The 24,181-nt window shown below is 74.4% G+C and carries 23 protein-coding genes; 10 read left to right on the forward strand and 13 right to left on the reverse strand.

Annotated features, from left to right (window positions below; genetic code table 11):
* Nucleotides 1-45: 45 nt before the first annotated feature.
* Nucleotides 46-2,070, forward strand: coding sequence for a GTP-binding protein (locus AB0L45_RS22755; RefSeq protein ID WP_365842647.1), 2,025 nt, complete (start codon nucleotides 46-48; stop codon nucleotides 2,068-2,070).
* Nucleotides 2,071-2,125: 55 nt separating this feature from the next.
* On the opposite strand, the gene AB0L45_RS22760 is transcribed toward AB0L45_RS22755, so the two are convergent.
* On the reverse strand, nucleotides 2,126-2,671 hold the full coding sequence (locus tag AB0L45_RS22760; protein ID WP_365842649.1) for a DUF1707 and FHA domain-containing protein: 546 nt from the start codon (nucleotides 2,669-2,671) through the stop codon (nucleotides 2,126-2,128).
* A gap of 298 nt (nucleotides 2,672-2,969) precedes the next feature.
* Here AB0L45_RS22760 and AB0L45_RS22765 point away from each other — a divergent pair, with 298 nt between their 5' ends.
* Nucleotides 2,970-3,893, forward strand: a complete 924-nt coding sequence (locus AB0L45_RS22765; protein ID WP_365842651.1) for a GNAT family N-acetyltransferase — start codon at nucleotides 2,970-2,972, stop codon at nucleotides 3,891-3,893.
* Nucleotides 3,894-4,088: 195 nt separating this feature from the next.
* Nucleotides 4,089-5,798, forward strand: coding sequence for a malto-oligosyltrehalose trehalohydrolase (gene treZ / locus AB0L45_RS22770; RefSeq protein ID WP_365842904.1), 1,710 nt, complete (start codon nucleotides 4,089-4,091; stop codon nucleotides 5,796-5,798).
* 33 nt (nucleotides 5,799-5,831) lie between these two features.
* On the opposite strand, the gene AB0L45_RS22775 is transcribed toward treZ, so the two are convergent.
* On the reverse strand, nucleotides 5,832-6,365 hold the full coding sequence (locus AB0L45_RS22775) for a type 1 glutamine amidotransferase domain-containing protein (protein ID WP_365842653.1): 534 nt from the start codon (nucleotides 6,363-6,365) through the stop codon (nucleotides 5,832-5,834).
* A 215-nt stretch (nucleotides 6,366-6,580) separates the two neighbouring features.
* On the opposite strand from AB0L45_RS22775, the gene AB0L45_RS22780 reads away from it, so the two are divergent.
* Entirely contained in the window at nucleotides 6,581-8,122 is a 1,542-nt protein-coding gene (locus tag AB0L45_RS22780; protein ID WP_365842655.1) for a PucR family transcriptional regulator, read from the forward strand.
* Between the two features lie 69 nt (nucleotides 8,123-8,191).
* The gene (locus tag AB0L45_RS22785) at nucleotides 8,192-9,097 is read left to right on the forward strand and encodes a metallophosphoesterase (RefSeq protein WP_365842657.1); all 906 of its coding nucleotides are present in this window, start codon (nucleotides 8,192-8,194) and stop codon (nucleotides 9,095-9,097) included.
* A 76-nt stretch (nucleotides 9,098-9,173) separates the two neighbouring features.
* On the opposite strand, the gene msrB is transcribed toward AB0L45_RS22785, so the two are convergent.
* From msrB to AB0L45_RS22805, 4 genes are all read right to left on the reverse strand, one after another.
* Nucleotides 9,174-9,581 carry a peptide-methionine (R)-S-oxide reductase MsrB gene (gene msrB / locus AB0L45_RS22790; protein ID WP_365842659.1) on the reverse strand — a complete coding sequence of 136 codons (408 nt, stop codon included), beginning with the start codon at nucleotides 9,579-9,581 and terminating at the stop codon, nucleotides 9,174-9,176.
* Nucleotides 9,582-9,596: 15 nt separating this feature from the next.
* Entirely contained in the window at nucleotides 9,597-11,003 is a 1,407-nt protein-coding gene (murC, locus tag AB0L45_RS22795; RefSeq protein ID WP_365842661.1) for a UDP-N-acetylmuramate--L-alanine ligase, read from the reverse strand.
* Between the two features lie 125 nt (nucleotides 11,004-11,128).
* Nucleotides 11,129-11,749, reverse strand: coding sequence for a response regulator transcription factor (locus AB0L45_RS22800; protein ID WP_365842906.1), 621 nt, complete (start codon nucleotides 11,747-11,749; stop codon nucleotides 11,129-11,131).
* Nucleotides 11,750-11,826: 77 nt separating this feature from the next.
* Nucleotides 11,827-13,038: a sensor histidine kinase gene (locus tag AB0L45_RS22805; protein WP_365842908.1), complete on the reverse strand. Its 1,212-nt coding sequence runs from the start codon at nucleotides 13,036-13,038 to the stop codon at nucleotides 11,827-11,829.
* A gap of 241 nt (nucleotides 13,039-13,279) precedes the next feature.
* Here AB0L45_RS22805 and AB0L45_RS22810 point away from each other — a divergent pair, with 241 nt between their 5' ends.
* Together AB0L45_RS22810 and AB0L45_RS22815 are read left to right on the forward strand one after the other, a co-directional pair.
* On the forward strand, nucleotides 13,280-14,431 hold the full coding sequence (locus AB0L45_RS22810; RefSeq protein WP_365842663.1) for an ABC transporter permease: 1,152 nt from the start codon (nucleotides 13,280-13,282) through the stop codon (nucleotides 14,429-14,431).
* Between the two features lie 300 nt (nucleotides 14,432-14,731).
* Nucleotides 14,732-15,487, forward strand: a complete 756-nt coding sequence (locus AB0L45_RS22815; RefSeq protein ID WP_365842665.1) for an ABC transporter ATP-binding protein — start codon at nucleotides 14,732-14,734, stop codon at nucleotides 15,485-15,487.
* Here the strand turns inward: AB0L45_RS22815 and AB0L45_RS22820 are convergent.
* Together AB0L45_RS22820 and AB0L45_RS22825 are read right to left on the reverse strand one after the other, a co-directional pair.
* The gene (locus AB0L45_RS22820) at nucleotides 15,453-15,980 is read right to left on the reverse strand and encodes an indole-3-glycerol phosphate synthase (RefSeq protein WP_365842667.1); all 528 of its coding nucleotides are present in this window, start codon (nucleotides 15,978-15,980) and stop codon (nucleotides 15,453-15,455) included. The genes AB0L45_RS22815 and AB0L45_RS22820 overlap by 35 nt on opposite strands.
* A 161-nt stretch (nucleotides 15,981-16,141) precedes the next feature.
* On the reverse strand, nucleotides 16,142-16,852 hold the full coding sequence (locus tag AB0L45_RS22825) for a pyrimidine reductase family protein (RefSeq protein ID WP_365842910.1): 711 nt from the start codon (nucleotides 16,850-16,852) through the stop codon (nucleotides 16,142-16,144).
* Between the two features lie 380 nt (nucleotides 16,853-17,232).
* Between AB0L45_RS22825 and zapE the strand changes: the two genes are divergently transcribed.
* Complete coding sequence (zapE, locus tag AB0L45_RS22830) at nucleotides 17,233-18,333, forward strand: cell division protein ZapE (RefSeq protein ID WP_365842912.1); 1,101 nt, start codon at nucleotides 17,233-17,235, stop codon at nucleotides 18,331-18,333.
* Between the two features lie 110 nt (nucleotides 18,334-18,443).
* Entirely contained in the window at nucleotides 18,444-19,811 is a 1,368-nt protein-coding gene (locus AB0L45_RS22835; RefSeq protein WP_365842669.1) for an alkaline phosphatase PhoX, read from the forward strand.
* A 15-nt stretch (nucleotides 19,812-19,826) separates the two neighbouring features.
* Here the strand turns inward: AB0L45_RS22835 and AB0L45_RS22840 are convergent, their stop codons facing one another.
* From AB0L45_RS22840 to AB0L45_RS22855, 4 genes are read right to left on the reverse strand one after another with little or no spacing between them, the layout of a single operon-like run.
* A complete protein-coding gene (locus AB0L45_RS22840; protein ID WP_365842671.1) occupies nucleotides 19,827-20,057 on the reverse strand; it encodes a hypothetical protein in 231 nt (76 codons plus the stop codon).
* Nucleotides 20,058-20,107: 50 nt separating this feature from the next.
* A complete protein-coding gene (locus AB0L45_RS22845; protein WP_365842673.1) occupies nucleotides 20,108-20,776 on the reverse strand; it encodes an ABC transporter in 669 nt (222 codons plus the stop codon).
* Between the two features lie 2 nt (nucleotides 20,777-20,778).
* The gene (locus AB0L45_RS22850; protein WP_365842675.1) at nucleotides 20,779-21,702 is read right to left on the reverse strand and encodes an ATP-binding cassette domain-containing protein; all 924 of its coding nucleotides are present in this window, start codon (nucleotides 21,700-21,702) and stop codon (nucleotides 20,779-20,781) included.
* Nucleotides 21,703-21,732: 30 nt separating this feature from the next.
* The gene (locus AB0L45_RS22855) at nucleotides 21,733-22,410 is read right to left on the reverse strand and encodes an AIM24 family protein (RefSeq protein WP_365842677.1); all 678 of its coding nucleotides are present in this window, start codon (nucleotides 22,408-22,410) and stop codon (nucleotides 21,733-21,735) included.
* 86 nt (nucleotides 22,411-22,496) lie between these two features.
* On the opposite strand from AB0L45_RS22855, the gene AB0L45_RS22860 reads away from it, so the two are divergent.
* Complete coding sequence (locus tag AB0L45_RS22860) at nucleotides 22,497-23,249, forward strand: peptidyl-tRNA hydrolase (RefSeq protein ID WP_365842679.1); 753 nt, start codon at nucleotides 22,497-22,499, stop codon at nucleotides 23,247-23,249.
* A 55-nt stretch (nucleotides 23,250-23,304) separates the two neighbouring features.
* Here AB0L45_RS22860 and AB0L45_RS22865 read toward each other — a convergent pair whose 3' ends face one another.
* Complete coding sequence (locus AB0L45_RS22865) at nucleotides 23,305-24,180, reverse strand: DUF4232 domain-containing protein (RefSeq protein WP_365842681.1); 876 nt, start codon at nucleotides 24,178-24,180, stop codon at nucleotides 23,305-23,307.
* Nucleotide 24,181 lies beyond the last annotated feature (1 nt).

The following is a 24,181-nucleotide window of genomic DNA, read 5'->3' on the forward strand; positions in this document are numbered from 1 at the left end:
CTCAGCGCCCTTACCGGACGACAGTTCTTGAGGTTTCGACCACCTATGCACACCCTGAACATCGGCATTCTGGCTCACGTCGACGCGGGTAAGACCAGCCTGACCGAGCGGCTCCTGTACGCGACCGGTGCGATCGAGCGGCTCGGCAGTGTGGACGCCGGGGACACCCGGACCGACACCGGTGCCATCGAGCGCGAGCGCGGGATCACGATCCGGTCCGCGGTCGCCTCGTTCACCATGGGGGACGTCCAGGTCAATCTGATCGACACGCCGGGGCACTCCGACTTCATCGCCGAGGTCGAGCGTGCCCTGGGGGTACTGGACGGTGCCGTACTGCTCCTGTCCGCCGTGGAGGGCGTACAGGCGCGTACGCGCGTCCTGATGAAGACGCTGCGGCGGCTGCGGCTGCCCACCCTGCTGTTCGTCAACAAGATCGACCGGGCGGGCGCGCGGACCGACGCGCTCGTGGCGGACGTCCGCCGGGCCCTGGCGCCCCATGTCGTGCCGATGGCCGCCGTGCGCGGCGCGGGCACGCCGCACGCGCGTACGGCGCCGCTCCGCGCGGAAGAGCCCGCGGTACGGGCCCGGCTGACCGAGCTGCTCGCCGACGCCGACGAGGGAATTCTCGCCCGCGCCGTGGACGGTCCGCCGCCCACCCAGGAGGAGCTGTGGACCGCGCTGGCCGCCCGTACGGCGGACGGTTCGGTGCACCCGCTGTACTTCGGGTCCGCGATCGGCGGGCAGGGCGTCGGCGCGCTCATCGACGGCATGACCCGGCTGATCCCGCCGGCGCCCGGCGCCGCCGACCGGCCGCCGCGCGGCACGGTCTTCGCCGTCCGGCGCGAGCCCGGCGGCGGCAAGAGCGCCTACCTGCGGCTCTACGAGGGTGAGTTGCGGCCGCGCCGTACGGTCACCCTGCACCGCCGGGAGCCGGACGGCACGGCCGCCCGCGTCGAGGGGCGGATCACCGCGCTGGAGGTCGTGGGCCGGCCGCCGGGCGACCCGGGGCCGTTGACGGCGGGCAACATCGCGGTGCTGCGCGGCCTGCCCGGCATCCGCGTCGGCGATCGGCTCGTCGGCGCGGCGGACGACAGGAAACGGGGGGTGGAGGGCGCGGAACGGGTGGTGGAGGGCACGGAGCCGGGGGCGGACGGTGGGCACCGGACCGCGGGCGGCCCCGAACGGGCGGGCGGTGGTCCCGAGCGGGCGGCGGACGGTGCGCTGTTCGCCCGGCCGACTCTGGAGACCGTGGTGCGCGCCCGGCGTCCGGCGGACGCCGGCCGGCTGCGGGCCGCGCTGCTGAGCCTGGCGGAGCAGGACCCGCTCATCCACGCCCGGCCCGCTCCCTCGGGCGCCACCTCGGTGCTCCTCTACGGGGAGGTGCAGAAGGAGATCCTCGCGGCCACGCTCCTCCAGGACCACGGCATCGCCGCGGACTTCGAACCGAGCCGGGTGGTGTGCGTGGAGCGGCTGCTGGGCACCGGCGAGGCGTACGAGGAGATCACCGGGCGCGACCACGTCGGCTGGTGGGCGACGGTCGGCCTGCGCGTCGAGCCCGGTCCCCGGGGCTCCGGGCCGCTCTTCACGTACGAGACCGAACTCGGCGCGCTGCCGCACGGCTTCCACCAGGCCGTCGAGGACACGGTGTACGCGTCGCTGCGCACCGGTCCGCGGGGCTGGGCGGTCACCGACTGCCGTGTCGTACTGACCCGTTCCGGTTTCGTGGGCCCGGTCAGTACGGCCGGTGACTTCCGCGGCGTCACGCCGGTCGTCCTGGCCCGTGCCCTGCGCCGGGCCGGGACGCGGGTGTACGAACCGTGCCACTCCTTCGAGGCGGAGGTACCGCTCGACACGATCGCCCCGGTCACCGCGCATCTCGCGGCCCTGGGCGCCGAGTTCGACGACACCTCGGCCGCCGGCGGCAACTGGCTCCTCACCGGCGCCCTCCCGGCCCGCCGGGTTCCCGAGGCCGAGCGGCGGCTGCCGGGGCTCACCCACGGTGAGGGCGTCTGGTGGTCCCAGCCGGCGGGCCCGGCGAGCGACCGGCCGGTGCCGGAGGGGGTTTCTTGACCCGTTCCGCGGCGCCTTCGGGACGGTGGGCACCCGCCCGCCGTACCCGGGGGGCCTACCCGTCGGTGAGCACGTACCCCACGCTGCCGAACGCCACCTGGTCGCCCGGCTGCACCAGCACCTCTCCCACCACCCGGCGCCCGTTGACGCAGGTGCCGTTCGTGGAGCCGAGGTCGCGCAGGAGCCAGCCGCCGTCCGTGCTGCGCAGTTCGGCGTGCGCGCGGGAGACGGTGTCGTGGTTCAGGCGCAGGCCGGAGCCGGGGGCGCGCCCTATGAGGAGGGGGAACGGGCCCGGGACGGGCAGCAGGAGCTTCGGCAGGCGCTCGCGGCGCCAGGCACGGCGGACCATGATGTTGAACGACGACACCTTGCCCACCGCGCGCAGTACGGCGCCCTCGACCCGGCCCCGGGACGCCAGGTCGGCGGTGGCCGCGGCGAGTTCGGCGTGCCGGCGGGCGCTGAGCACCAGTTCCAGCCGCCGCAGGAAGGTGTCCTGGGACAGCCTGCCTTGCGCCGCGCCTTCGCGCAGCAGTTCCAAGGCGCGCTCCCGGTCGGCTTCCGACGGGCGCGCCGGTCGGGCCGGGAACTCCAGCGATGTCATGCCGGAGATTGTCCGGTGCCCGCGCGCCGGTGTCCAGCCGGGCGAGCGGGGGGCCGACGTCCGGTGGGCGGGGGGGGCAGTGAGGCGGGTGCCCGGTGGAGGCGGCGGTGCGGGCTGCCGGAATTTCCGTGGCGCCCGGTCCGTGGGCCGGGCTGGGCTTCGCGCCGGCCCTGGAAGAGGAGAGGAGGCGAGAGCCGTGCCGACGCACCCGTCCCCGCGCTCCTGCCCCGCCTGCCGGGCCGTCCTGGGCTGATTCCGGCCCCTCGGGAGCGCTTCGCCCGCCTTCCGAGAGGACCTCATGACCGATCTGGTCATCCGCGCGCTCACCGAGAACGACGCTCAGCTGTTCGACAGTCTGGACGACCCCACCGCCGGTCTCGTCGGCCACCCGCCCTTCGGGCGCCGCTACGCGAGCGCCGCCCAGGGCGGCCAGTACCGCCCCGAGTGGACGTGGGTCGCGCTGCGCGACGGCGTGGTGGCCCGCGCCGCCTGGTGGGCCGGGCCGGACGACACCCGGCCGGTCGCCCTGGACTGGTTCGACTTCGCGCCGGGCGAGTCGGACGCCGCCGTCCGGCTGCTGCGCACCGCGCCCCTGCACGCCGAGTACGTCCTGCAACTGCCGCCCGGCTGGCGCGGCCAGGAGGCCGTACGGGACGCCACCCGCGCCCGGACGGACGCGGCGGCCGCGGCCGGGCTCGTACCGCTCGTCGAACGGTTCCGATACACCTGGACGCCCGAGTGCGGGCTTCCGGAGGCGCCCGGGCGGCTGGTGTTCCTGCCCGAGCCGGACGACGGGGTGTTCCTGGACATTCTGCGGCGCGTCGAGACCGGCTCGCTGGACGCCCACACCCGGCAGGCGATCGCGGAGGGCGGTGTCGCGCAGGCCGCCCAGGAGGAGCTGGACTTCTTCCGCTGGTGTCCGTCGCCGCGTGACGGGTGGCGGGTCGCCTGGACGGCCGATCCGGGGCGAGGCGGCGAGGTCGTCGGGGTGCACGTGCCCGCCCGTGACCTCCAGGCGCCGGTGATCGGGTTCATCGGCGTCGTGCCGGAGCACCGCGGCCGGGGGTACGGCTACGACCTGCTCGTCGACTGCACCCGGCAGCTCGCCGCACACGGCGCGGAAAAGATCATCGGCGAGACGGACCGGCCGGACGTCCCGATGGCGGCGGCTTTCGCCAAGGCGGGCTACCCGACGACGCAGGAGCGTGCATCCTTCGTCTGAGGGCGGAGTTTTCTCCGTCCGGCTGTCGGACGAGGGAGGACTGCCGTGCTCTTCGAGGTGTGGGCGCCGGACGCCGGACAGGTCGCGCTCCAGTTCGTCACGCCTCCGGGCCGTGCCGCGGACCGGGCGGGTGACGAGGGGTACGCGCTGACGACCGGGCACGCCGCGGCGACGGGGCAGGCGCGCACGGGGCGGGTGCCCGCCGAGCACGTCCCCATGGAGCGCGATCCCGTGCGTGCGGGCTGGTGGCGGGCCGACGTACCGGCCCGCCACGGTGACCGGTACGGCTTCCGCCTCGACGACGGTCCGCTCCTGCCCGATCCGCGTTCGGCCCGGCAGCCCGAGGGCCCGGACGGGCCGAGTGCGGTCGTCGAGCACGGCCGGTTCGGCTGGCGGCACGACTGGCCCGGCCGTCCTCTGGCGGGCGCGGTCCTCTACGAGCTGCACACGGGGACGTTCACCGGCGCCGGTACGTTCGACGCCGCCGTCGAGCGCCTGCCGCACCTCGCCGGCCTGGGCATCACCCATCTCGCGCTGATGCCGGTCTGCCCGTTCCCCGGGACGCACGGCTGGGGGTACGAGGGGGTGGCCCCCTGGGCCGTGCACGAGCCGTACGGGGGTCCGGACGGGCTGAAGCGTCTGGTCGATGCCGCTCACGGGCACGGCCTGGGCGTCGTTCTCGACGTCGTGCACAACCACCTCGGTCCGTCGGGCAATCACCTGCCCGCCTTCGGGCCGTACTTCACCGAGACGCACCACACGCCGTGGGGCGCCGCGGTCAACCTGGACGCGCCCGGGTCGGACGAGGTCCGCGCGTACTTCATCGACAGCGCGCTGGCCTGGCTGCGTGACTACCGGCTGGACGGCCTGCGCCTCGATGCCGTACACGCCCTGATCGACACCCGCGCCCGCCATTTCCTGGCCGACCTGTCCGCCGCCGTCGACGCGCTCGCCACACACCTGCGCCGCCCGCTGTTCCTCATCGCCGAGTCGGACCTCAACGACCCGCGGACCACCGCGCCGCGCGCGGACGGCGGCCACGGACTGCACGCCCAGTGGAACGACGACTTCCACCACAGCGTGCACACCGCGCTGACCGGCGAGTCCCAGGGCTATTACGCGGACTTCGCCCGCGCGCCGCTCGCCGCCCTCGCCAAGACGCTGACCGGCGGCTTCTTCCACGACGGTACGTACTCCAGCTTCCGCGGCCGCCGGCACGGCAGCCCGCTGGACCGGCGTGCCACCGGTGCGCACCGCCTGCTGGCCTACGCCCAGACGCACGACCAGATCGGCAACCGCGCGCTCGGTGACCGGCTGGCCGCCGGCCTCTCCCCCGGTCTCGTCGCCTGCGGGGCCGCGCTGGTGCTGTGTTCCCCGTTCACGCCGATGCTGTTCATGGGCGAGGAATGGGCGGCGCGTACGCCCTGGCAGTTCTTCACCGACCACACGGACCCGGAGCTGGCCGAGGCGGTACGCGACGGGCGCCGCCGCGAGTTCGCCGAGCACGGCTGGCGGGAGTCGGACATTCCCGACCCGCAGGACCCGGCGACGCGGGACCGTTCCTGTCTGGACTGGTCGGAGCCGGAGCGCGAGCCGCACGCCGCGCTGCTGGCCTGGTACCGCACGCTGCTGGCGCTGCGGGCCGCGCACCCGTCGCTGACCGATCCGGACCTGACGCGCACCGAGGTCACGTACGACGAGGAGGCCCGCTGGCTGTCCTTGCGGCGCGGTCCGGTGCGGGTGGTGGTGCACCTCGGCGGGGACGGTACGGCGGAGGTGCCCGGCGGGCGCGGGCGGGCGCGGGTGCTCGCGGCGTGGCCGGACGCGGACGCGGTGGCGGCCGGCCCGGACGGCGTCCTGAGACTGCCGCCCGAGTCGGCCGCGGTGCTGTCGGAGGAGGGGTGATCCAGGTCCCGGGCGCCATCGCCCGGGTGGGTGTCAGCGCTTGAACTCCGCCACGAACGTCTCGCAGAACGCCTTGAGGTCGTCCGGCTTGCGGCTGGTGATGAGCGTGTTGGGACCGCCGGTGCAGACCTTGACCTGCTCGTCCACCCAGGTGCCGCCGGCGTTCTCGACGTCCGTGCGCAGGCTCGGCCAGGACGTCAGCGTGCGGTCGCGCACCACGTCCGCCTCGATCAGCGTCCACGGCGCGTGGCAGATCGCCGCCACCGGCTTGCCCGCGTCGAAGAAGCCGCGGGCGAACGCCACGGCCTTCTCGTTCAGCCGCAGCGCGTCCGGGTTGGCGACACCGCCGGGCAGGACGAGTCCGTCGAAGTCGCCGACCTGGGCCTGGTCCACGGTCTGGTCGACGGGGAAGGTGTCCGCCTTGTCCAGATGGTGGTACGCCTGGACCTGGCCGGACTCGGTGGAGACGAGCTTCGGGGTGCCGCCGGCGTCGATCACCGCCTGCCACGGTTCGGTCAGCTCGACCTGCTCGATGCCTTCGGGTGCTACGAGAAACGCCACCTGCATGGCCGATCATCCTTTGCGCTCGTCTTGCGTACGAAGAGGTGTTCCCTCTGCGGTCTTCTTTTCGCATCCCCGGTCACAACCGGGCAAAAACGTGCCAAATGGGAGGTGATCCGCCTCCGAGGAGCGGGTACCGGGATGCGTCGCCCCGCAAACAGAACAGCGCAGAGCGCTGGCCCGACCGTCCACCGCGGCTTCACCTGCTGGACACTGTGTCCATGCCCCTGCGTATCGCCGACCTCCTCGCCCGCCCCGAGCTGAACCTGTCGCTGACCTACGACGTCCCGGCCGGGCTGCTGGACCGTACCGTCGAGGCCGCGACCGTCTCCGACCTGCTGCATCCGGGGAAGTGGCTGCAGGGCGGCGAGCTGCTGATGACGATCGGCCTGGTGCTGCCGATGGAGTCGGCGGCCTGCCGCGCGTACGTACGCGATGTGACCGAGGGCCGCGCGGCCTGCCTCGCGCTCGGCCTCGGCACCGGACTCCCGTACCAGGAAGCCCCCGCACCACTGGTCGACGCGGCGCGCGAAGCGGGCCTGCCGCTGCTCACGGTGCCCGACGAAGTGCCGTTCATCGCGGTCACCAAGGCCGTGTTCGACGCGCGCGCGGACGAGCAGCGCGCCGTACTGCACCGGGCGTTCGCGACGCAGCGGCGGCTGACCGCGGCGGCGACGGACAGCGGGCTGCAGCCGATGCTGGAGGAGTGGACCGCCGCCACCGGCGTCGGCGCGGCGGTGCTCGACCCGCTCGGGCGGCTCCTCGCCACCGGCGGCGGGCAGCGTACCCCGCCCCTGGCCGCAGCCCGTGACCTGGTCGAACGGGTCGCCGCACGCGGACTGCGCGGCAGCGCGACCAGCACGGCCGACGGCCGTCAGCTGGAGGTGCAGCCGCTCGGCGCCCGGCGGCTGCGCGGCCTGCTCCTGCTCACCGGCAGCCCGGACGCGGCGGCCCGCGCCGTCGTCCCCGGCCTGGTCTCGCTGCTCTCGCTGGAACTGGAGCGCCGCCACCTGATGGACGAGCCGGAGCGGCGCCGCCGGTCGGCGCTGCTCGCGGAGCTGCTGTCCGACGAGGAGGGGCCGGCGGGCCGGGCCCACGACATCCTGGCCGCGGCCGGGCTGCACGACGACCGGGTACGCGGCGTCGTGGTCGAGCCCCCGGCCGACGCGCCGGCGGACAGCGGCCCGCACGACATCGCCGCCGACCTGGCGCTGGCCGTGCCCGGCGGGCTGGTCAGGGTCGCGGCGAGCGGGCTCGTCGAGGCGGTGGTGGGCGCGGGCCTGGACGTACGGGACGTGCTCGGCCGGTTCGCGCCGGGCTGCCCGGCCGGGATCGGCCCGCTCGCCCCGCCGGACGCCGTACGCGTCTCGCTGCGGCAGGCGACGGGGCTGCTGGGCGTCAGCCGGGCGAGCGGGGTGCCCGAGGAGGCCCGGCAGAGCGCGGCCAGCCGGCTGCTCCTGGACCTCGGCGACCGCCGTACGCTGCACGGGTACGCCGATGCCGTACTCGGCCCGCTCGACCTGGCCGACCACGGCGAGGAGTTGCTGACCACCCTCGCGGCCTGGCTGGAGACCGGCGGCGTGTGGGACGCGACCAGCCGCCGCCTCGGCGTGCACCGGCACACCGTACGCAACCGGCTCGACAAGGCGATGAGCCTGACCGGGCGCCGGCTCGACGACCCCGACGACCGTTTCGACCTGTGGCTGGCCACCCGCATCCGGCGCGGCGGCGCCGTCCCGCCGGGCGGCGCCGCCGGGGCGTGACCTTCCGACGTGTCCAACACCTCACTCCCGGCATGTCCTCGCACCCGTCCGCTGTCCTACCGTCAGGGCATGCAGATCCCACGCTCCGAAGGAGACCCCACCACCGCGGCCGGCCGGGAAGGGGCCGCGCCCGGCAGCCTGCTGGCCATCAGCGACCTGCACATCCGCTACGAGGAGAACCGCGCGATCGTCGAGCGGCTGCGGCCCGCCTCGGACGCCGACTGGCTGCTGGTGGCCGGGGACATCGGTGAGTACGTCGCGGACATCCGCTGGGCGCTGACCGTGCTCAGCAGCCGCTTCGCCAAGGTGATCTGGGTGCCCGGCAACCACGAGCTGTGGACCCCGTCCAACGACCCCGTGCAGCTGCGCGGGGTCGAGCGCTACGAGCACCTGGTGGCGATCTGCCGGGAGTTGGGCGTCCTGACGCCCGAGGACCCCTATCCGGTCTGGGAGGGCGAGGGCGGCCCGGCCGTGATCGCCCCGCTCTTCACCCTCTACGACTACACCTTCCGCCCGCCCGGCACCCACACCAAGGAGGCGGCGCTGGCGGTCGCCGAGGCGGCCGGGGTGGTGTGCACGGACGAGTTCTTCCTGCACCCGGACCCGTACCCGACCAGGGAGGACTGGTGCCGGGCCCGCGTGGCGGCCACCGAGGCCCGGCTCGCAGAGATCCCCGAGCACCTGCCCACGGTGCTGGTCAACCACTGGCCGGTCGTCCGCGAGCCCACCGCGCCGCTGTGGCACCCGGAGTTCGCCCTGTGGTGCGGCACCGAGGCCACCGCCGACTGGCCGCGCCGCTTCCGCGCCGCCAGTGTCGTCTACGGCCATCTGCACATCCCGCGCACCATCGAGGTGGACGGCATCCCGCACCAGGAGGTGTCCCTGGGCTACCCGCGCGAGTGGCGGCGCCGCAAGGCGGCTCCGGGAGAGCTGGTGCAGATCCTGCCGGCGGTGGCGCGGACGCCGCAGTTCTGAGGGGCCACGCCCCGCGCGGCCGCCGGGCCGGCTCCGTGCCGGACCCGGCGGTTCCGTGGTCTCGTGACCCGGGCGCTCAGCCCTCGTCCGGCGTCAGCCGTACCGAGATGGAGTTGATGCAGTAGCGCTGGTCGGTCGGGGTCGGGTAGCCCTCGCCCTCGAAGACGTGGCCGAGGTGGGAGCCGCAGCGGGCGCAGCGGACCTCCGTGCGGACCATGCCGAGGGAGGTGTCCTGGAGGAGCTCGACGGCGTCGGTGTCCTTCGGGTCGTAGAAGGACGGCCAGCCGCAGTGGCTCTCGAACTTCGTCTCCGAGCGGAACAGTTCGGCGCCGCAGGCACGGCAGGAGTAGACGCCGGCCGTCCTGGTGTCGGTGTACTCGCCAACGAAGGCGGGTTCCGTGCCGCCCTGGCGCAGGACCTGGTACTCCTGCGGGGTCAGCTCGGCGCGCCACTGCTCGTCCGGCTTGTCGATCTCGTACGGCATGAGTACCTCTGCTTCCTATCGGCTCTGCAGGCGCGCGAGGATCTGCGGGCCGAGTTCGGTCACATCGCCCGCGCCCATGGTGAGAACAAGGTCGCCGGGCTCCGCCATTCCTGCGATCACCTCGGGGATCGCGGTCTTGTCGTGCTCGGCGGTCACCCGGGCGCCCTCAGCCTCGGCGGCGTCGATGATCAGCCGGCTGGTGATGCCGGGGATCGGGTCCTCGCGGGCCGGGTAGATGTCCAGCACGACGGAGGCGTCGGCGAGGGTGAGGGCCTCGCCCATCTCCTTGCCCAGCTCCTGGGTGCGGGAGAAGAGGTGCGGCTGGAAGACGACGAGGACGCGGGAGCCGGTGGCGGCGCCGCGGATGGCCTCCAGGTCGGCGGTCATCTCGGTGGGGTGGTGCGCGTAGGAGTCGATGACCTGGACGCCGGCCGCCTCGCCCTGGAGCTGGAGGCGGCGCTTGACGCCGGTGTAGGTGCCGAGCGCGGAGGCCAGGTTGTGCGGCGGGAGGCCGAGCGCGGTGCCGGCGGCGAGGGCCGCGACGGCGTTCAGCGCGTAGTGCCGGCCGGGCACCGAAACGGTGAAGGTGAGGATCTTGCCGTTGGCGAGGGCGACGGTGACCTCGCTGGTCAGCCCCCGCTGGTTGATCTTGAGGACCCGTACGTCGGCGTCCTCGGCCTCGCCGTACGTGACGGTCTCGACGTCCAGGCGGCCGGCCAGGCGGGAGGTCAGCTCGCGGGCGCCGGGGTGGTCGGCGGAGACGACGAGGGTGCCGCCGGGGCGGATCCGGGCGGCGAACGTCTCGAAGGACTCGTAGATCTCCTCCATCGACGCGTAATTGGCGTGGTGATCCAGTTCGACGTTGAGGACGATGGCGACCTCGGGCGCGTACTTGTGGAAGCTGCGGTCGCTCTCGTCCGCCTCGGCCACGAAGATCTCGCCGCTGCCGTGCTCGGCGTTGGAGCCGGGGGCGTCCAGGTCGCCGCCGATCGCGTACGACGGGGAGAGGCCGAGGGAGGCGAGGGAGACGGCCAGCATGGAGGTGGTGGTCGTCTTGCCGTGGGTGCCGGCCACGGCGATCGGGCGCAGGCCGTCCATGAGGGCGGCGAGCGCGTCGGAGCGGTGCACGACGGGGACGCCCCGCTCGCGGGCGGCGGCCAGCTCCGGGTTGTCCTCGCGGATCGCGGAGGAGACGACGACGCTGGTGGCGTCCTCGGCCAGGTGCGCGGCGGCGTGGCCGATGTGGACCGTGGCGCCGGAGTCGCGCAGGGCGGCGACGGTCGCCGACTCCTTGGCGTCACTGCCCGCGACCCGGGCGCCGCGCTGGGCGAGGATCTTCGCAATGCCGGACATCCCGGCGCCGCCGATGCCGATGAAGTGCGGTCGGTCCATCGCGTCGGGGATGCCCGGGGACGGTGCCATGCGTCAGTCTCCTGCTCGTCGGTCTCTACGGTCCGTCGGTCTCTGCGGTCCGTACGCGCACGATTCTCGCACCCGGCACCGCCAGCCCGTGCCGGGCGGGCCCGCGAGGGCTCGCGGGGGCCCGGTCAGCGGCGGATGAGTCCGCGCGCGGTGGCCGCGGCGACCGCCGCCGTACGGGAGTCGACGCCCAGCTTGGCGTAGATGTGCACCAGGTGGGACTTGACGGTGGCCTGGCTGAGGAAGAGCTGTCTGCTGATCGAGGCGTTGGACAGGCCGTCGGCGACGAGCTGGAGGACCTCGGTCTCGCGCCGGGAGAGGGCCGTGGCGGGTGCCCGCATCCGGTCCATCAGGCGCAGCGCGACGGTCGGCGCGAGGGCGGACTTGCCGGCCGCCGCGGTACGGACGGCGGCGGCCAGCTCCTCGGGCGGCGCGTCCTTGAGGAGGTAGCCGGTGGCGCCGGCCTCGATGGCGGCGAGGATGTCCGCGTCGGTGTCGTACGTGGTCAGCACGAGGACGCGCGGGCCGCCTGCGCGGGCGGCGATGGCGGCGGTGGCCTGCGAGCCGAGCATCCGGCCGCCGAACTGGAGGTCCATCAGGACGACGTCGACGTCCGGCCGGGCGGCCCGTTCGACGGCCTCCTCGGCGGTGGGGACGTCCGCGACGACCTCGAAGTCCGGCTCGGTCTCCAGGACGGCGCGCAGCCCGGCCCGTACGACGGGGTGGTCGTCGGCGAGGAGGAGGCGGATGGGGGCGCGGTCGGGAGCGGGGGTGTGGCCGGGAACGGGGTCGGGGGTGGGGCCGGTGGCGGGCTCGGGGTGGTGCGTCACGCGGTGGCCTGTTCGGGAGGGGGGTCGGCGGTGGGAGCGGAGACGGTGGGCCGCGGGGCGGCGGCCGGTTCCGGGTACGGAAGGGTGACGGCGACCGCGGTGCCCTCGCCGGGCGTGGACTCCACCGCCAGCGTGCCGTGCAGCGCGCGGGCACGGGCGCGCATCGCGGCCAGCCCGAAGCCGGTGCCCGCGACGGCGCCGGAGCCCGGGGGCGGCACCGCGTCGGGCGCGAAGCCGGTGCCGTCGTCGACGACGTCCAGGGCGACCTCGGTGTCCATGTAGGAGAGGGTCAGCTCGGCCCGGCTCGCGTGTGCGTGCTGGACGGCGTTGGCCAGCGCGGACTGGGCGATGCGCAGCAGCGCGACCTCGTGCGGCGTGGGCAGCTCGACGGGCGCGCCGGAGACCTGGCAGTGCACGGCCAGGCCGGCGGAGCGGGCGGTGGTGGCGCACAGCCGTTCCAGGGCGGCGGGCAGCGACCCGGCCTCCAGGTCGGGCGGGCTCAGGGCCCGTACGAAACGGCGGGCCTCGGCGAGGTTGTCGACGGCGGCCTGCCGGGCCTGCTGGACGTGGCCGAGCGCGGCGGCGGTGTCAGGACCCGGCGGAATCCCTCGCTCCGCAGCCCGGAGCAGCAGCTGGATGCTGGAGAGCCCCTGCGCGAGGGTGTCGTGGATCTCGCGGGCGAGCCGTTCCCGCTCGGCCAGCACCCCGGCCGCGTGCTCGGCGGCCGCCAGGTCGCTGCGGGCGGCGGTCAGCTCCTCGATGAGGCGGCGGCGCTGTTCGCTCTCCCGGTAGAGGGCCTGGTAGCCGAGGACGACCGCGACCGCGACCGCCGCGCCCAGCGCGGGGCCGATCACCGTACCGACGGTGAGGGCGCGGGTGTGCCAGCCGAACCCGCCGATCGCGACGAGGGTGGTGACCAGCACCGCGGGCAGCGCCCAGCGCAGCGGGAGCAGGTGGAGCTGGACGAAGAAGAGCGGGAAGGCGAGCCAGACCCCGAGGGGCGTGAGGGCGAGCAGGACGGCCCACACCACCATGACGACGGCGAGCCAGAGCGCCGCTGCCGCCGTCGAGGTGCGCACCGGCGGCAGGGTGGGGCCGACGGCGTACACGGCGAGCAGCAGGGCGGCGGCACCGGTGACGGCCGGGGCGTTCGGGCTGTGGTCGGTCACGGCCCGTACGGCGGCGAGCGCCAGCAGTGCGGCCACCATCAGGTGCAGGCAGACGCGCAGCACCCGCAGGGCGGGGGTCAGGGAGTGGGGAGTCACAGCCCTTCCAGGCTAGGCGCCGGGACGGCCACCGGCATCCATCGAAAGGTGGAGGCCGGCCCCGGCCTTTCGATCCGGGCGAACCACTCCGGCGCGCGATGCCCGGCGCCCGCTCCCCCGGCGACGGTGGGAGCAGTCGCCGGGCACCGGGTCCGGCGCCCGTCGGAAGGATGGCCGGAGCCCCGTGTTCGTCGCCTGGAGAGACCTGAGATTCGCCAAGGGCCGGTTCGCCCTGATGGGCACCGTCATCGTGCTGATCACGGTACTGGTGGGGCTGCTGTCCGGCCTGACGGCGGGCCTGGGGCGGGAGAACACCTCGGCGGTCACCGCGCTGCCCGCCGACCGCCTCGCCTTCGCCGCGCCCGCGGGCGGCGGTGACGACGTCTCGTTCGCCGATTCGCGCATCGGGAAGCGGACCTGGGAGGCCTGGGCGGAGGTGCCGGGCGTCCGGTCGGCCGAGCCGTTGGGAATCGGTACGGCCAAGGCCGCGGCGGGCGACGGCGCGGGGCAGCGGACCGCCGCGCTGTCCGCCTTCGGGGTACGGCCCGGCTCCCGCCTGGCGCCCGGGGCGGGCCGGGTCGCGGACGGCTCGGCGGTGCTGTCCGCGAAGGCCGCGGACGAGCTGGGCGTACGGGCCGGCGGCCGGTTCACGCTGAACGGGCGGACGCTGACGGCCGCGGCGGTGGCGGGCGAGGCGATGTTCAGCCACACGCCGGTGGTGTGGACGTCGCTGGGGGACTGGGAGGCGGTGGCGGGCGGGGCGGGGTCCGGGGTGTCCGGGTCCGCGGCGTCCGGGTCCGGAAGCGGTGACTCCGGTTCGTCCGGGGCGCAGACCGCCACCGTCGTCGCCCTCACCACCTCCTCCGACGCCGGCCTGGCCGCCGCCGACCGCCGGCTGGACACCCGTACCGTCACGACCGGTGACGCCCTGCGCGCCATCGGCTCGTACACCGCGGAGAACGGCTCGCTCCAGCTGATGCGCGGCTTCCTCTTCGCGATATCGGCGCTGGTCATCGGCGCGTTCTTCACGGTCTGGACGATCCAGCGCAGCGGCGACGTCGCGGTGCTCAAGGCGCTCGGCGCCCCGACCCGCTACCTGCTGCGGGACGCGCTCGGCCAGGCGGTCGTCCTGCTGGTGATCGGTACGGGCGTGGGCACCGCGCTCGCGGCGGCGGCCGGCGCGGCCGTCGGTGGCACCGTGCCGTTCGTCCTGGATCCGGCGACGGTGCTGGTCCCGGCCCTGATCATGATCGCGTTGGGGGCCGTCGGCGCGGCGCTGTCCATCCGCCGCATCACCGCCGTCGATCCGCTGACGGCGCTGGGGAGCGCGCGGTGAGCCGGAGTGTTTCCCCCACCGAACGGTGTCCGTGCCGGCGTTTCTCTTCCCGGTCCGTTCCCCGTTCCTTCCCGGTCCGTTCCCCGCGGACTATTCCGGGAGCAATTTCCGGGGCGGCCGGGCGTATGGGCCGTACGGCCCGAATGACTCGAACGGCCTGCACCATTCCGGCCTCGGCACCTGGAATTCCGGTTCCGGCCCCGTTCTCATCCGTACACCTTTCGCGGGCGTGAAAAGCCGGGCCGTACACCGCTCGCACGCCATGAACTCCCACCGATCCCCTACCCAGCGACGGACCCCATGAATGCATACCCCGCCGACACCCGGACGCACGCGACCCCCGAGACCGGAACCCCACCGTCCGCCGGTCTCGCCCTGACCGGCGTCACCCTCACCTACCCGGACGGCACCGGCCGTCTCACCGCCCTCGACGACGTGAGCCTGACCGTGCCGCCCGGAACCGTGACCGCCGTCGTCGGGCCCTCCGGATCCGGCAAGTCCAGCCTGCTGGCGGTGGCCGCGACGCTGATCACCCCGGACGGCGGCCGGGTGCTGGTCGACGGTACGGACACCGCCGGAATGAGCCGGTCCGAGCTGACCGCGCTGCGCCGCACCAAGGTCGGCATCGTCTTCCAGCAGCCCCATCTGCTGCCGTCCCTGACGGCGGCGGAGCAGTTGCAGGTGATGGCGCACCTGGACGGCCGGGCGCCGCGCGCGGCCCGGCCGCGGGCCCTGGAACTGCTCGACGCGGTCGGCCTGGCCGACCAGGCGGCGCGCCGCCCGCACCAGCTCTCGGGCGGCCAGCGGCAGCGCGTCAACATCGCGCGGGCGCTGATGAACGAACCGGCCGTCCTGCTGGTCGACGAGCCGACCAGCGCACTGGACCACGAGCGCGGCGCCGCCGTCCTGGACCTGCTCAGCACGCTCACGCACCGGCGCGCCACCGCGACGGTCCTGGTCACGCACGACCGCGCCCACCTGGATGCGGTGGACGCGGTCGCGGAAATGGCGGACGGGCGGCTCAGCTCCCGGCGGAGTCCCCTCCCGGGCCGCTAGCCGGGCCCTGGGCCGGGTTGTGCGCCACGTCCTGGGCCGGGTCGTCGGCCGCGTGCGAGAAGAGCTTCAGTACGGGCACGCCGACCTTGTGCCGGGCGCGCGAGGCCCAGTCGCGGTGGAAGAACTCCTCGACGAAGTGCGGGGCGGTCAGCACGATCACCTCGTCGGCGCCGGTCTCGTCCACGACCGACCGCAGCAGGTCCAGCGGGTGGTCCTCGACGACCTGGCCGATCGCCTCGGCGCCCTCGGCCCGCAGCGCGTGCAGGGTGTACGACAGGGCGCGCTCGGCGGGCGGTTCCGCCTGCGCGCCCTCCGGCTCGTCACCTTCCCGTACGGCGTCCTCGAACTCGCCCAGTGCGACGTCGTCGATGGCCCTGAGCAGGCGGTCCTGATTGCCGCGCGGCTGCATGAGGACGACGAAGGAGACCTGGTCGTCACCGTGCAGCGTGGTGACGAACTCCACGTCGGCGGGCGTCAGGGGCTTCTCGATCATCAATACGCTCGTGAACACGGCGGGCGCCCTTCTTCTCATCTCGCGCGGCCCGTCCGGGGAACGGGCCGACAGAAACCATCCTGCCCCGTCGCCACACGGGACCTGTTGGCCTTTAGTGTGCCCAGCGGAAGCTAAGCGGAACGAATAATTCCGCCTTTTGTTCAGGACCGACGGTAACGGGTGAACAGGAAGCCGGCTTCCTCCAGTACGGACGCGAGTACGAATGTTTCCGGAACGGTCGTCACCGGCGCGTTCATGATGCGCGACGCGTCGCCGGCGACCACCAGCGGTGCCAGCGAGAGGCACAACTCGTCGAGTGCCCCGCTTCCGGCGAACTGACCCAGGAGCCGCGGCCCGCCTTCCGTCAGCAGCCGCGTCAGGCCGCGCCCGGCGAGCGCGCCGACCACCCGCGACGGGTCGACGGCAGCCCCCTCACCGGCGAAGACGACCTCGGCGCCGGCCTTGCGCGCGGTGCGCACCCGGTCCTCGTCGGCCCCGGAGCCGGTCACCACGACCGTCGGCACCAGCGGCTCGGTGAACAGCGGCTGCGCGAAGTCCAGGTCCAGACTGGCGGTGACCACCGCGATCACGGGGGCGGGCGGCTGCCCGGCGGCGGCCCGGCGCGCCGCGAACGCCTCGCGGGCGCGGGCCGGGCGGTAGCCCTCCTTGCGTACGGTCTCGGCGCCGACGACCACCGCGTCCGCGAGGCCGCGCAGCACCCCGAAGATCCGCATGTCCGCGTCGCTGGACAGCGGCTGCGAGCGGCCTTCGTGGTGGGCCGCGCCGTCCAGCGAGGAGACCATGTTCGCGCGGAGCCAGCCCGCGCCCTCGTCGGTGCGGGGATACGCGTAGGCGTCGGCCAGTTCCTCCAGGCTCCACCGGCGGTCGGTGAGATCGGCGGCGCTGACCGTCGGGAAATCGGCCGGGTCCGCCGTTCCGCCGGCGGCCGGGCGCACCGTGCCGGAATCGGCCGCGACCGTCGTTCCGTCATCGGCTCCGGTGTCGGTTCCCGTCGCGGTTCCGGCAATGTCACCCGGTTCCGCCGCGAGGGCGGACGCGACCGCGACGGAATTCTCGGCATCCGCGGTACCCGGGAAATCGCCGGACGGAACGGGCGGGGCGGGAAAGGGAAACAGGCGTCGCATAGGCGGCAGTGTGACATGCCTCGCTCACCCGGCGGAGTCCTCCCGTACAGCGACTAGGCTGGACGGCTGTGTCGCCTTCCCAGCCCTCGTCATCCCAGTCCTCCCCCATAGCCGGGCCGCCGGCCGACGGGGCCGGAGCGGCGCCCGCCGCGCTCACCGCACGCGCGCCGCACGTCCCGGCCGACCGCCTGGTGGCGGAGATGGTCCCGCCGCCGCGGTTCCGGAGCGCGCGCTTCGAGACGTACATCCCCGACCCGAACCAGCCCAGCCAGGCGGCGGCCGTGGAGGTCCTGAGCGGTTTCGCCGCGGGCATCGGCGGCGGTACGGAACCGTCCGGCGGCAAGCGGCGCTGGTTCGGCCGGAGCTCCAAGAAGACCGCGGCCCCCTCGGGTCCGCGCGGCGTCTACCTCGACGGCGGATACGGCGTCGGCAAGACGCACCTGCTGGCCTCCCTGTGGCACGCCACCCCCGCCGAGCCCGCGCTGAAGGCGTTCGGCACCTTCGTGGAACTGACAAATCTGGTCGGCGCGCTCGGTTTCCAGCAGACCGTGCAGACGCTCGGCGGACACCGCCTGCTGTGCATCGACGAGTTCGAGCTGGACGACCCCGGTGACACCGTGCTCGTCTCCAGCCTGCTGAGCCGGCTGGTCGAGGCGGGCGTGTCGCTCGCCGCCACCTCCAACACGCTGCCCGGCAAGCTGGGCGAGGGCCGTTTCGCGGCGGCGGACTTCCTGCGCGAGATCCAGGGCCTGAGCGCGCACTTCCGGCCGCTGCGCATCGACGGCGAGGACTACCGTCACCGCGGGCTGCCGGAGGCCCCGCCCCCGTTCGACGGCGCGACCGTCACCCGCGTCGCGCAGCGCACCCCGGGCGCCTCGCTCGACGACTTCCCGGCCCTGCTGGAGCACCTTTCGACGGTGCATCCGAGCCGGTACGGGGCGATGTGCGACGGCATCACCGCTGTCTGCCTGACCGATGTGCAGGCGGTGCCGGACCAGTCCACCGCGCTGCGGCTGGTCGTTCTCGCGGACCGGCTGTACGACCGCGAGGTGCCGGTGGTGGCGGCGGGCAAGCCGTTCGACGCGCTGTTCAGCGAGGAGATGCTCAAGGGCGGCTACCGGAAGAAGTACTTCCGCGCCATCTCCCGGCTCACGGCCCTGGCCCGCGACGCCAAGCCGCTGGTGGAGGGGAACGCGGGCGGGGCGTAGCGCAGGCGCGGCGAGGGGCAGCGGGACCGCGCGCAGCCGGTTCCCGGCGGCCGACGTGCGTGGTACACACATGCGGGTCACATCACCTGTCCGCCAGCAGGGAGTCGCCCATGTCCGCGACACGTCGTCAGGTCCTGGCAAGAACCGGTGCGCTGGGCGTATCGATCGCCTTCGCCGGCAGCGTCCCCGAACTCTTCGCCGGCACCGCCACCGCACGGAGCGCGGGCCGGCACGGCTACGGCCCCCTGATACCCGACCCGGCGGGTCTGCTCGACCTGCCGAAGGGCTTCCGGTACCGGGTGCTGTCCCGCGAGGGCGCCCCGCTGCCCTCCGGTGAGGGCCGAATACCGGGCAACCACGACGGTATGGCGGCCTTCCCGGGCCGCGACGGCCGCGTCCACCTCGTACGCAACCACGAGAACCGCAGCAAGTCCCGCGTCCCCGTCCCCACCGTCGACGGCCTGACCTACGACCCGGCGGGCGAGGGCGGCTGTACGGCGCTGGAGGTGGACCGGCACCAGCGCGTCCGGTCCGAGCGCGTCGCCATCGCCGGCACCTCCACCAACTGCGCGGGCGGGCCCACCCCGTGGCACACCTGGCTCACCTGCGAGGAAACCGAGGCGCGGGCGGGTGAGGGCGGGTACACCAAGGACCACGGCTTCGTCTTCGAGGTCGACCCGTACGATCCGCGCCGCACCGGCGCCGTACCGCTGACCGCGATGGGCCGCTTCCAGCACGAGGCCGTCGCCGTCGACCCGAGGAACGGCACGGTCTACGAGACCGAGGACGCCTTCGACAAGCCCTTCGGCCTCTTCTACCGGTTCCGGCCCGCCAGGCCGCTGGGCGGCCGGGGCTCCCTGCGGGCGGGCGGGCGGCTCCAGGCACTGCGCGTACCGGACGTACCGGACCTGTCCGCCGTCCAGGAGACCGGCACCCGCTTCGACCACGTGGAGTGGGTGGACGTCCCCGACCCGCTCGCGCGGCAGACCCCCGTCCGCTTCCAGGACTTCGGGCCGCGCGGCATCACGCACGCGCAGAAGCTGGAGGGCTGCTACTGGGGCGGCTCCAGCGTCTACTTCGTCTCCAGTTTCGCGCGGAGCAAGGACGGTTCGGCCGCGGACCACTACGGCCAGGTGTGGCGGTACGACCCGGCCGCCCGCCGCCTCACCCTGGTGGTCGTCTTCGGCCCGGGCACCGATGTCCAGCTGCCCGGCGAGTCCCCCGACAACATCTGCCTGGCCCCCGGCGGCGGGCTGATGGTGTGCGAGGACGGCGACGGGGCGCAGCACGTCTTCGGTCTGACCCGGCGCGGGGCGCTGTACCCGGTGGCACGCGGCCGGCAGAACATCGGCACACCGGAGAAGCCCGAGTGGGGCGAGTTCGCGGGGGTCACCTTCTCCCCCGACCGGCGCACGATGTACGTCAACTGCTACACGCCGGGGACGACGTTCGCGGTGACCGGGCCCTGGGCGGACTGACCGGACCCGGCCGGATCAGCCCGAGCAGGCCGAACGCTGGGCCTCCAGCCACTCGCAGTGCGGGCAGAGCAGCGCGCCCGGCCGGTCGGCCGGGTACTCGGTGGGCTCCCCGCAGTGCACACAGTCCGCGAACGGCGGGCGCGGGCCGCCGGCCTCGCCCGCCGTGGCGCCCGTTCCGTCGGCCGCGCGGCTCGCTTCGTCGGCCGTGCGGCCCGGCTGTTCTTCGTCTCTGTCGGTGCCCGGCATACGGCCGATGGTACGCGCGGACCGTACGGCGGCCCTGCCGCAGGGGCCTGTCAGCCGCGGCGGGAGCTGAGGCGGCAGGCCACGGCCGTGGCGGCGGCCGCGATCAGCGCGCCGGAGAGCAGGGGCAGCCAGGGCAGGGTGACCGTGCCGTGGGCGGAGCCGGTGACCAGGCCGGAGACGGCGGCGTTGGCGGGCGAGGCGCCCACGACCAGCAGCAGGACCGCGGCGAGCAGCCCGGAGAGGACCGACCAGCCGGTGCTGCGCAGCACCGGCCAGTTGCAGAGCGCTCCGACGGCGGTGCCGAGCAGGACGCAGACCAGCGCGGCCGACAGCCCGGCGGCCGCGGCGGACGGCACGGGGACGGCGGTGCGGTGGTCGGAGGCGTGCGGGTCGGCGACGAGCGCGACGTACGCCGTACCGGCGCACGCGAGGAAAGCCGCCGACAGGCTCCCCGTCAGTACGGCGGCGAGGTGCGCCCTGCCGGGACCGGCGGCCGCCGCCGTGCAGGAGCGCGCGGCCGGCGGCTCGTTCGTGACGCAGATCCGGCACAGCCAGGCGGCGAGGGGCAGCAGCCCGAACGCGGCGACGCCGTACGAGTCGAGGATCGGCCCGCCGGACTGCACGCCCACGGCGAGGAGCGCGGCGTACAGCAGCACCGGCGGCAGCCAGCGGTGCGAGCGCAGGAGCAGGGCGGACTGGTAGCGCAGGAGCGGAATCACGGTTACCGGTTCTCGTACGGGGTCGGGGTGACCGCGCGGATGTGCCAGGGCGGATGTGCCGTCAGCAGGGCGCGCAGCAGCGCGTCGGAGTGGGCGGCGGGGACGGTCAGGCGGGCTGTCGTACCGTCCGGGCTCCAGGTGACGCGGGGCCGGCCCGGCAGGCCGGCCGGGGCCGGCGCCACGGCACCGGGCGCCGCTGAACCGCGTACGGCATGGTGCCCGGACCCGCCGGGAAGCGCCGCCTCGATGACCACCTGGGGGCCGGGCGGCTGGACCTCGGGGGCCACCGCCGGGCCCGGGTCCGTCGCCCCGCCGTCCGGGAGCCGGGCCAGGCCGTCCCCCGTGACGCGGTACCGCGCGTCGGCGGCGCCCGCCAGCCGGCGCGGGTCGTGATCGACGAAGACGACCGTGCCGCCTGCCGCGACCCGCTCGGCCACGGCCCGGTCGAGGACGTCGCGGGCCGCCGGGTCGAGGCCGGTCCAGGCTTCGTCGAGGACGAGCAGTTCCGGCTCGGCGAGCAGGGCCTGGGTCAGCGCGACCTTCTGGCTGGTGCCCTTGGACAGCTCGGCGAGCGGCGTACGGGCGTGGCCGCCGGCGCCGAGACGTTCGAGCCAGCCGGTGGCGCGGCGGGCCGCCTCGGGGCCGCGCAGGCCGTGGATCCGCCCGAGGTGGGTGAGGTACCCGACGGCGGTGAACGGGAGGGCGGCGGGGAAGCGTTCGGGTACGTACGCGCTGCGCGGGCGCCCGGTGACACGGCCCTTGCTGGGAGCGTCGATCCCGGCCACGATCCGCAGCAGCGTCGACTTGCCGCTGCCGTTGTGGCCTTCGACCCGTACCAGCGACCGCCGCGGCAGGTGGAGGTCGATGTCGCGCAGCACCCACGGCCCTCGCGCCCCGTAGCGCCGTCCGACCCCGTCCAGTCTCATCGGCTCCCCGTCGTCAGTTCCCTGAGGCCGTCAGTTCCCGGAGGCCCGCTCGGGACGCATCTCGCTGGGCCGTACGATCACGAAGCCCTCGCCGTCCAGCCGCAGTTGCACGGCCTCGCCGGAACCGCCGCGCAGCATCGAGCCGAGGCTCTGCGAACGGTGCAGCGAGGTCTTCAGCGACGCGGTCCACCCGACCACCGCGTCGGTGTCGACGAACACCGGGGCCTGCGGCGACACAGGGATGACGATGGGGTTGCCCTCACACACCACGCCCAGCCGTCCCTGGCCGGTGAAGACGGAGTTGAACAGGCCGCCGCCGGTCATTCCCGCGCCCTTGACGGTGGAGATCTCGTAGGACAGGGAGGGGTCGAAGCACAGCACGTTGCGGCCGTTGATCGTGAGGCCGTCGCCGGGGGCGAGGTCGACGATGAAGCAGTTGGCGGCCTCGTGCGCGAACCAGACCTCGCCACGGCCGCGCACCGCCATCAGCGCCAGGCCCTCGCCGGTCACGGCCCGCTTGAGGAACTTGCCGACGCCCTGCCCCTGCTTCTCGAACTGCAGGTCCCCGCGGTACGCGACCATCGAGCCCTGGCGCGCGAAGCACTCACCGTCCACCGCGTACTTGATCGACTTGGCGTTCTGCAGGGTCATGCCGGGCGCTGCGGCCGGCGTGACCACGTTCTCGGAGGCGAAGAGGTCGCTGTGCATAGGGAGGATCATCACCCGGAACGTCCCGATCCGCCAAGGCAGCGGCCCGGGAGGCGGCGTTCCGGGCGGCTGGCACACTGGTCCGTGTGACCAGCACCGATCTCGCCGGACCCGGCGAACCGACCGACGCCACGGCCGACGCGCCCCGCCCCGCGGAGACCGGCCGTGACACCGCCCCGGAATACGCCCTCCCCCTCGTCGTCCGGATCGAGCGGAACGGTCCGCCCGCCCTCACGGACGCGCTGGAGACCGCGGCACGGGCCGTGCTGGTCCTGCTCTCGGACGAGCGGGCGACCGGTGACGGCGTCTGGGCCGCGGCCGTACGCGACTGGGAGGACGCCCGGATCCGCAAGGTCGTGCGCCGGGCGCGTGGCGCGGAATGGCGGCGCGCGGAGGCGCTGCCGGGCATCACGGTGCGCGGTGGGAGCGCGGAGGTCCGCGTCTTCCCGCCGGTCCCGCTGGACGGCTGGCCCAAGGACCTGGCCCGCCTCCAGGTCTCCGGCACCCACCTCGACGACCCGCACGAGCCCGCCGCCCCGGCCGCCGACGCCCCGGTGCTGTGGCTCAACCCGCACCTGGACATGTCGGCGGGCAAGGCGATGGCCCAGGCCGGGCACGGCGCCCAGCTCGCCTGGTGGGAACTGCCCGAAGCCGCCCGCACGGCCTGGCGCGAGGCCGGCTTCCCCCTCTCGGTACGCCCGGCCCCGGCCCACCGGTGGCCCGAGCTGACGCGCAGCGGCCTGCCCGTGGTGCGGGACGCGGGGTTCACGGAGATCGCGCCCGGGAACACGGTCGTGGCCGAAGGGGGCAGCCGCTTCTGTCCGCTCCGGCGCGGGTAGCGGGACGTCCTGGGCAGGGAGGGACGCGCGGGGCGGCTCGACTCCTGGGCGGGGCTCAGTGCCCCTTCTTCACCCACGGCCCGACCCCGAGCTTTCCCGTGGTGCCCAGGTCGAGGTGCGGGGTGACGGTGGCCGGGGCGGCGCCGGCCTTCGCCCGGATCCGGACATAGGGCACGTTCACCGGCGTACCGGCCTCGGTGGTGTTGCGCCACACCAGGCCGGAGGTGGCCGACTCACCGGGTTTGAGCGTGACGGGCCGGGGCTGCGTGTCGAGCCCGGTGCCGGTGGTGATCCCGCCGCCTCCGTGGAGGATCTTGATGCCGTGGACGGGCTCGAAGCCGTCGTCCAGAAGCTCCAGCAGCGGATAGCCCTCGACGGTGTAGTCGCGTGCGCCGCAGTTGTCGAGGCGCAGACCCACGACGCGCAGTCCCATGGCCGCGTCACCCTGATCGGCGCTGACCCGGATCCCGGAGGCGGGGCAGGTGCCCGGCTCGGCCGGTGCCTCCGCCGCGGGCACCTTGGTCACTTCGAGGACCTTGGCCCCGGTCACCCGCGGCGCGCCGGGCGGCAGTTCCCCGGCCCGGGCCGTGCCGCGCACGGTCTTGCCGGGGGCGACGTCACGCACGGTCGCGGTCCGGTTGTCCATGGCACCGCCGTCGCCGCTCATGAAGGTGATGACGACCGAGTAGGTCAGGGTCTCGGTGCCCGCGTTGGTGACCTCGTAGTGGGCGACGGCCCCGGAGCCCGTCGCGGGCTTGTCGAAGGAGGTGATCCTCGCACCGTCCTTGCCCGGATCGTCGAGCTGCGTGCCGGACGACGGTGCGGAGGCGCGGACGCCGGTGTTCCCGGAAGCCGCGTGCTCCGTCCCGCAGGCCGTGAGGAGCAGGGCGGTCACGGCGACGGCCGACAAGGGGAGAACGGATCTTCGCATC

The organism is Streptomyces sp. NPDC052496 (assembly GCF_040679095.1).
Lineage (GTDB): Bacteria > Actinomycetota > Actinomycetes > Streptomycetales > Streptomycetaceae > Streptomyces.

What these genes read in the sequence shown, in the direction of transcription:
- AB0L45_RS22755 (WP_365842647.1), top strand. Translation starts at nt 46, where the DNA reads ATGCACACCCTGAACATCGGCATTCTGGCTCACGTCGACGCGGGTAAG.
- AB0L45_RS22760 (WP_365842649.1), bottom strand. Translation starts at nt 2,671, where the DNA reads ATGACATCGCTGGAGTTCCCGGCCCGACCGGCGCGCCCGTCGGAAGCC.
- AB0L45_RS22835 (WP_365842669.1), top strand. Translation starts at nt 18,444, where the DNA reads ATGTCCGCGACACGTCGTCAGGTCCTGGCAAGAACCGGTGCGCTGGGC.
- AB0L45_RS22865 (WP_365842681.1), bottom strand. Translation starts at nt 24,180, where the DNA reads ATGCGAAGATCCGTTCTCCCCTTGTCGGCCGTCGCCGTGACCGCCCTG.
- AB0L45_RS22780 (WP_365842655.1), top strand. Translation starts at nt 6,581, where the DNA reads ATGCCCCTGCGTATCGCCGACCTCCTCGCCCGCCCCGAGCTGAACCTG.
- AB0L45_RS22805 (WP_365842908.1), bottom strand. Translation starts at nt 13,038, where the DNA reads ATGGTGGCCGCACTGCTGGCGCTCGCCGCCGTACGGGCCGTGACCGAC.
- msrB (WP_365842659.1), bottom strand. Translation starts at nt 9,581, where the DNA reads ATGCCGTACGAGATCGACAAGCCGGACGAGCAGTGGCGCGCCGAGCTG.
- AB0L45_RS22840 (WP_365842671.1), bottom strand. Translation starts at nt 20,057, where the DNA reads ATGCCGGGCACCGACAGAGACGAAGAACAGCCGGGCCGCACGGCCGAC.
- AB0L45_RS22850 (WP_365842675.1), bottom strand. Translation starts at nt 21,702, where the DNA reads ATGAGACTGGACGGGGTCGGACGGCGCTACGGGGCGCGAGGGCCGTGG.
- AB0L45_RS22815 (WP_365842665.1), top strand. Translation starts at nt 14,732, where the DNA reads ATGAATGCATACCCCGCCGACACCCGGACGCACGCGACCCCCGAGACC.
- murC (WP_365842661.1), bottom strand. Translation starts at nt 11,003, where the DNA reads ATGGCACCGTCCCCGGGCATCCCCGACGCGATGGACCGACCGCACTTC.
- AB0L45_RS22775 (WP_365842653.1), bottom strand. Translation starts at nt 6,365, where the DNA reads ATGCAGGTGGCGTTTCTCGTAGCACCCGAAGGCATCGAGCAGGTCGAG.
- AB0L45_RS22765 (WP_365842651.1), top strand. Translation starts at nt 2,970, where the DNA reads ATGACCGATCTGGTCATCCGCGCGCTCACCGAGAACGACGCTCAGCTG.
- AB0L45_RS22785 (WP_365842657.1), top strand. Translation starts at nt 8,192, where the DNA reads ATGCAGATCCCACGCTCCGAAGGAGACCCCACCACCGCGGCCGGCCGG.
- AB0L45_RS22855 (WP_365842677.1), bottom strand. Translation starts at nt 22,410, where the DNA reads ATGCACAGCGACCTCTTCGCCTCCGAGAACGTGGTCACGCCGGCCGCA.
- AB0L45_RS22820 (WP_365842667.1), bottom strand. Translation starts at nt 15,980, where the DNA reads ATGATCGAGAAGCCCCTGACGCCCGCCGACGTGGAGTTCGTCACCACG.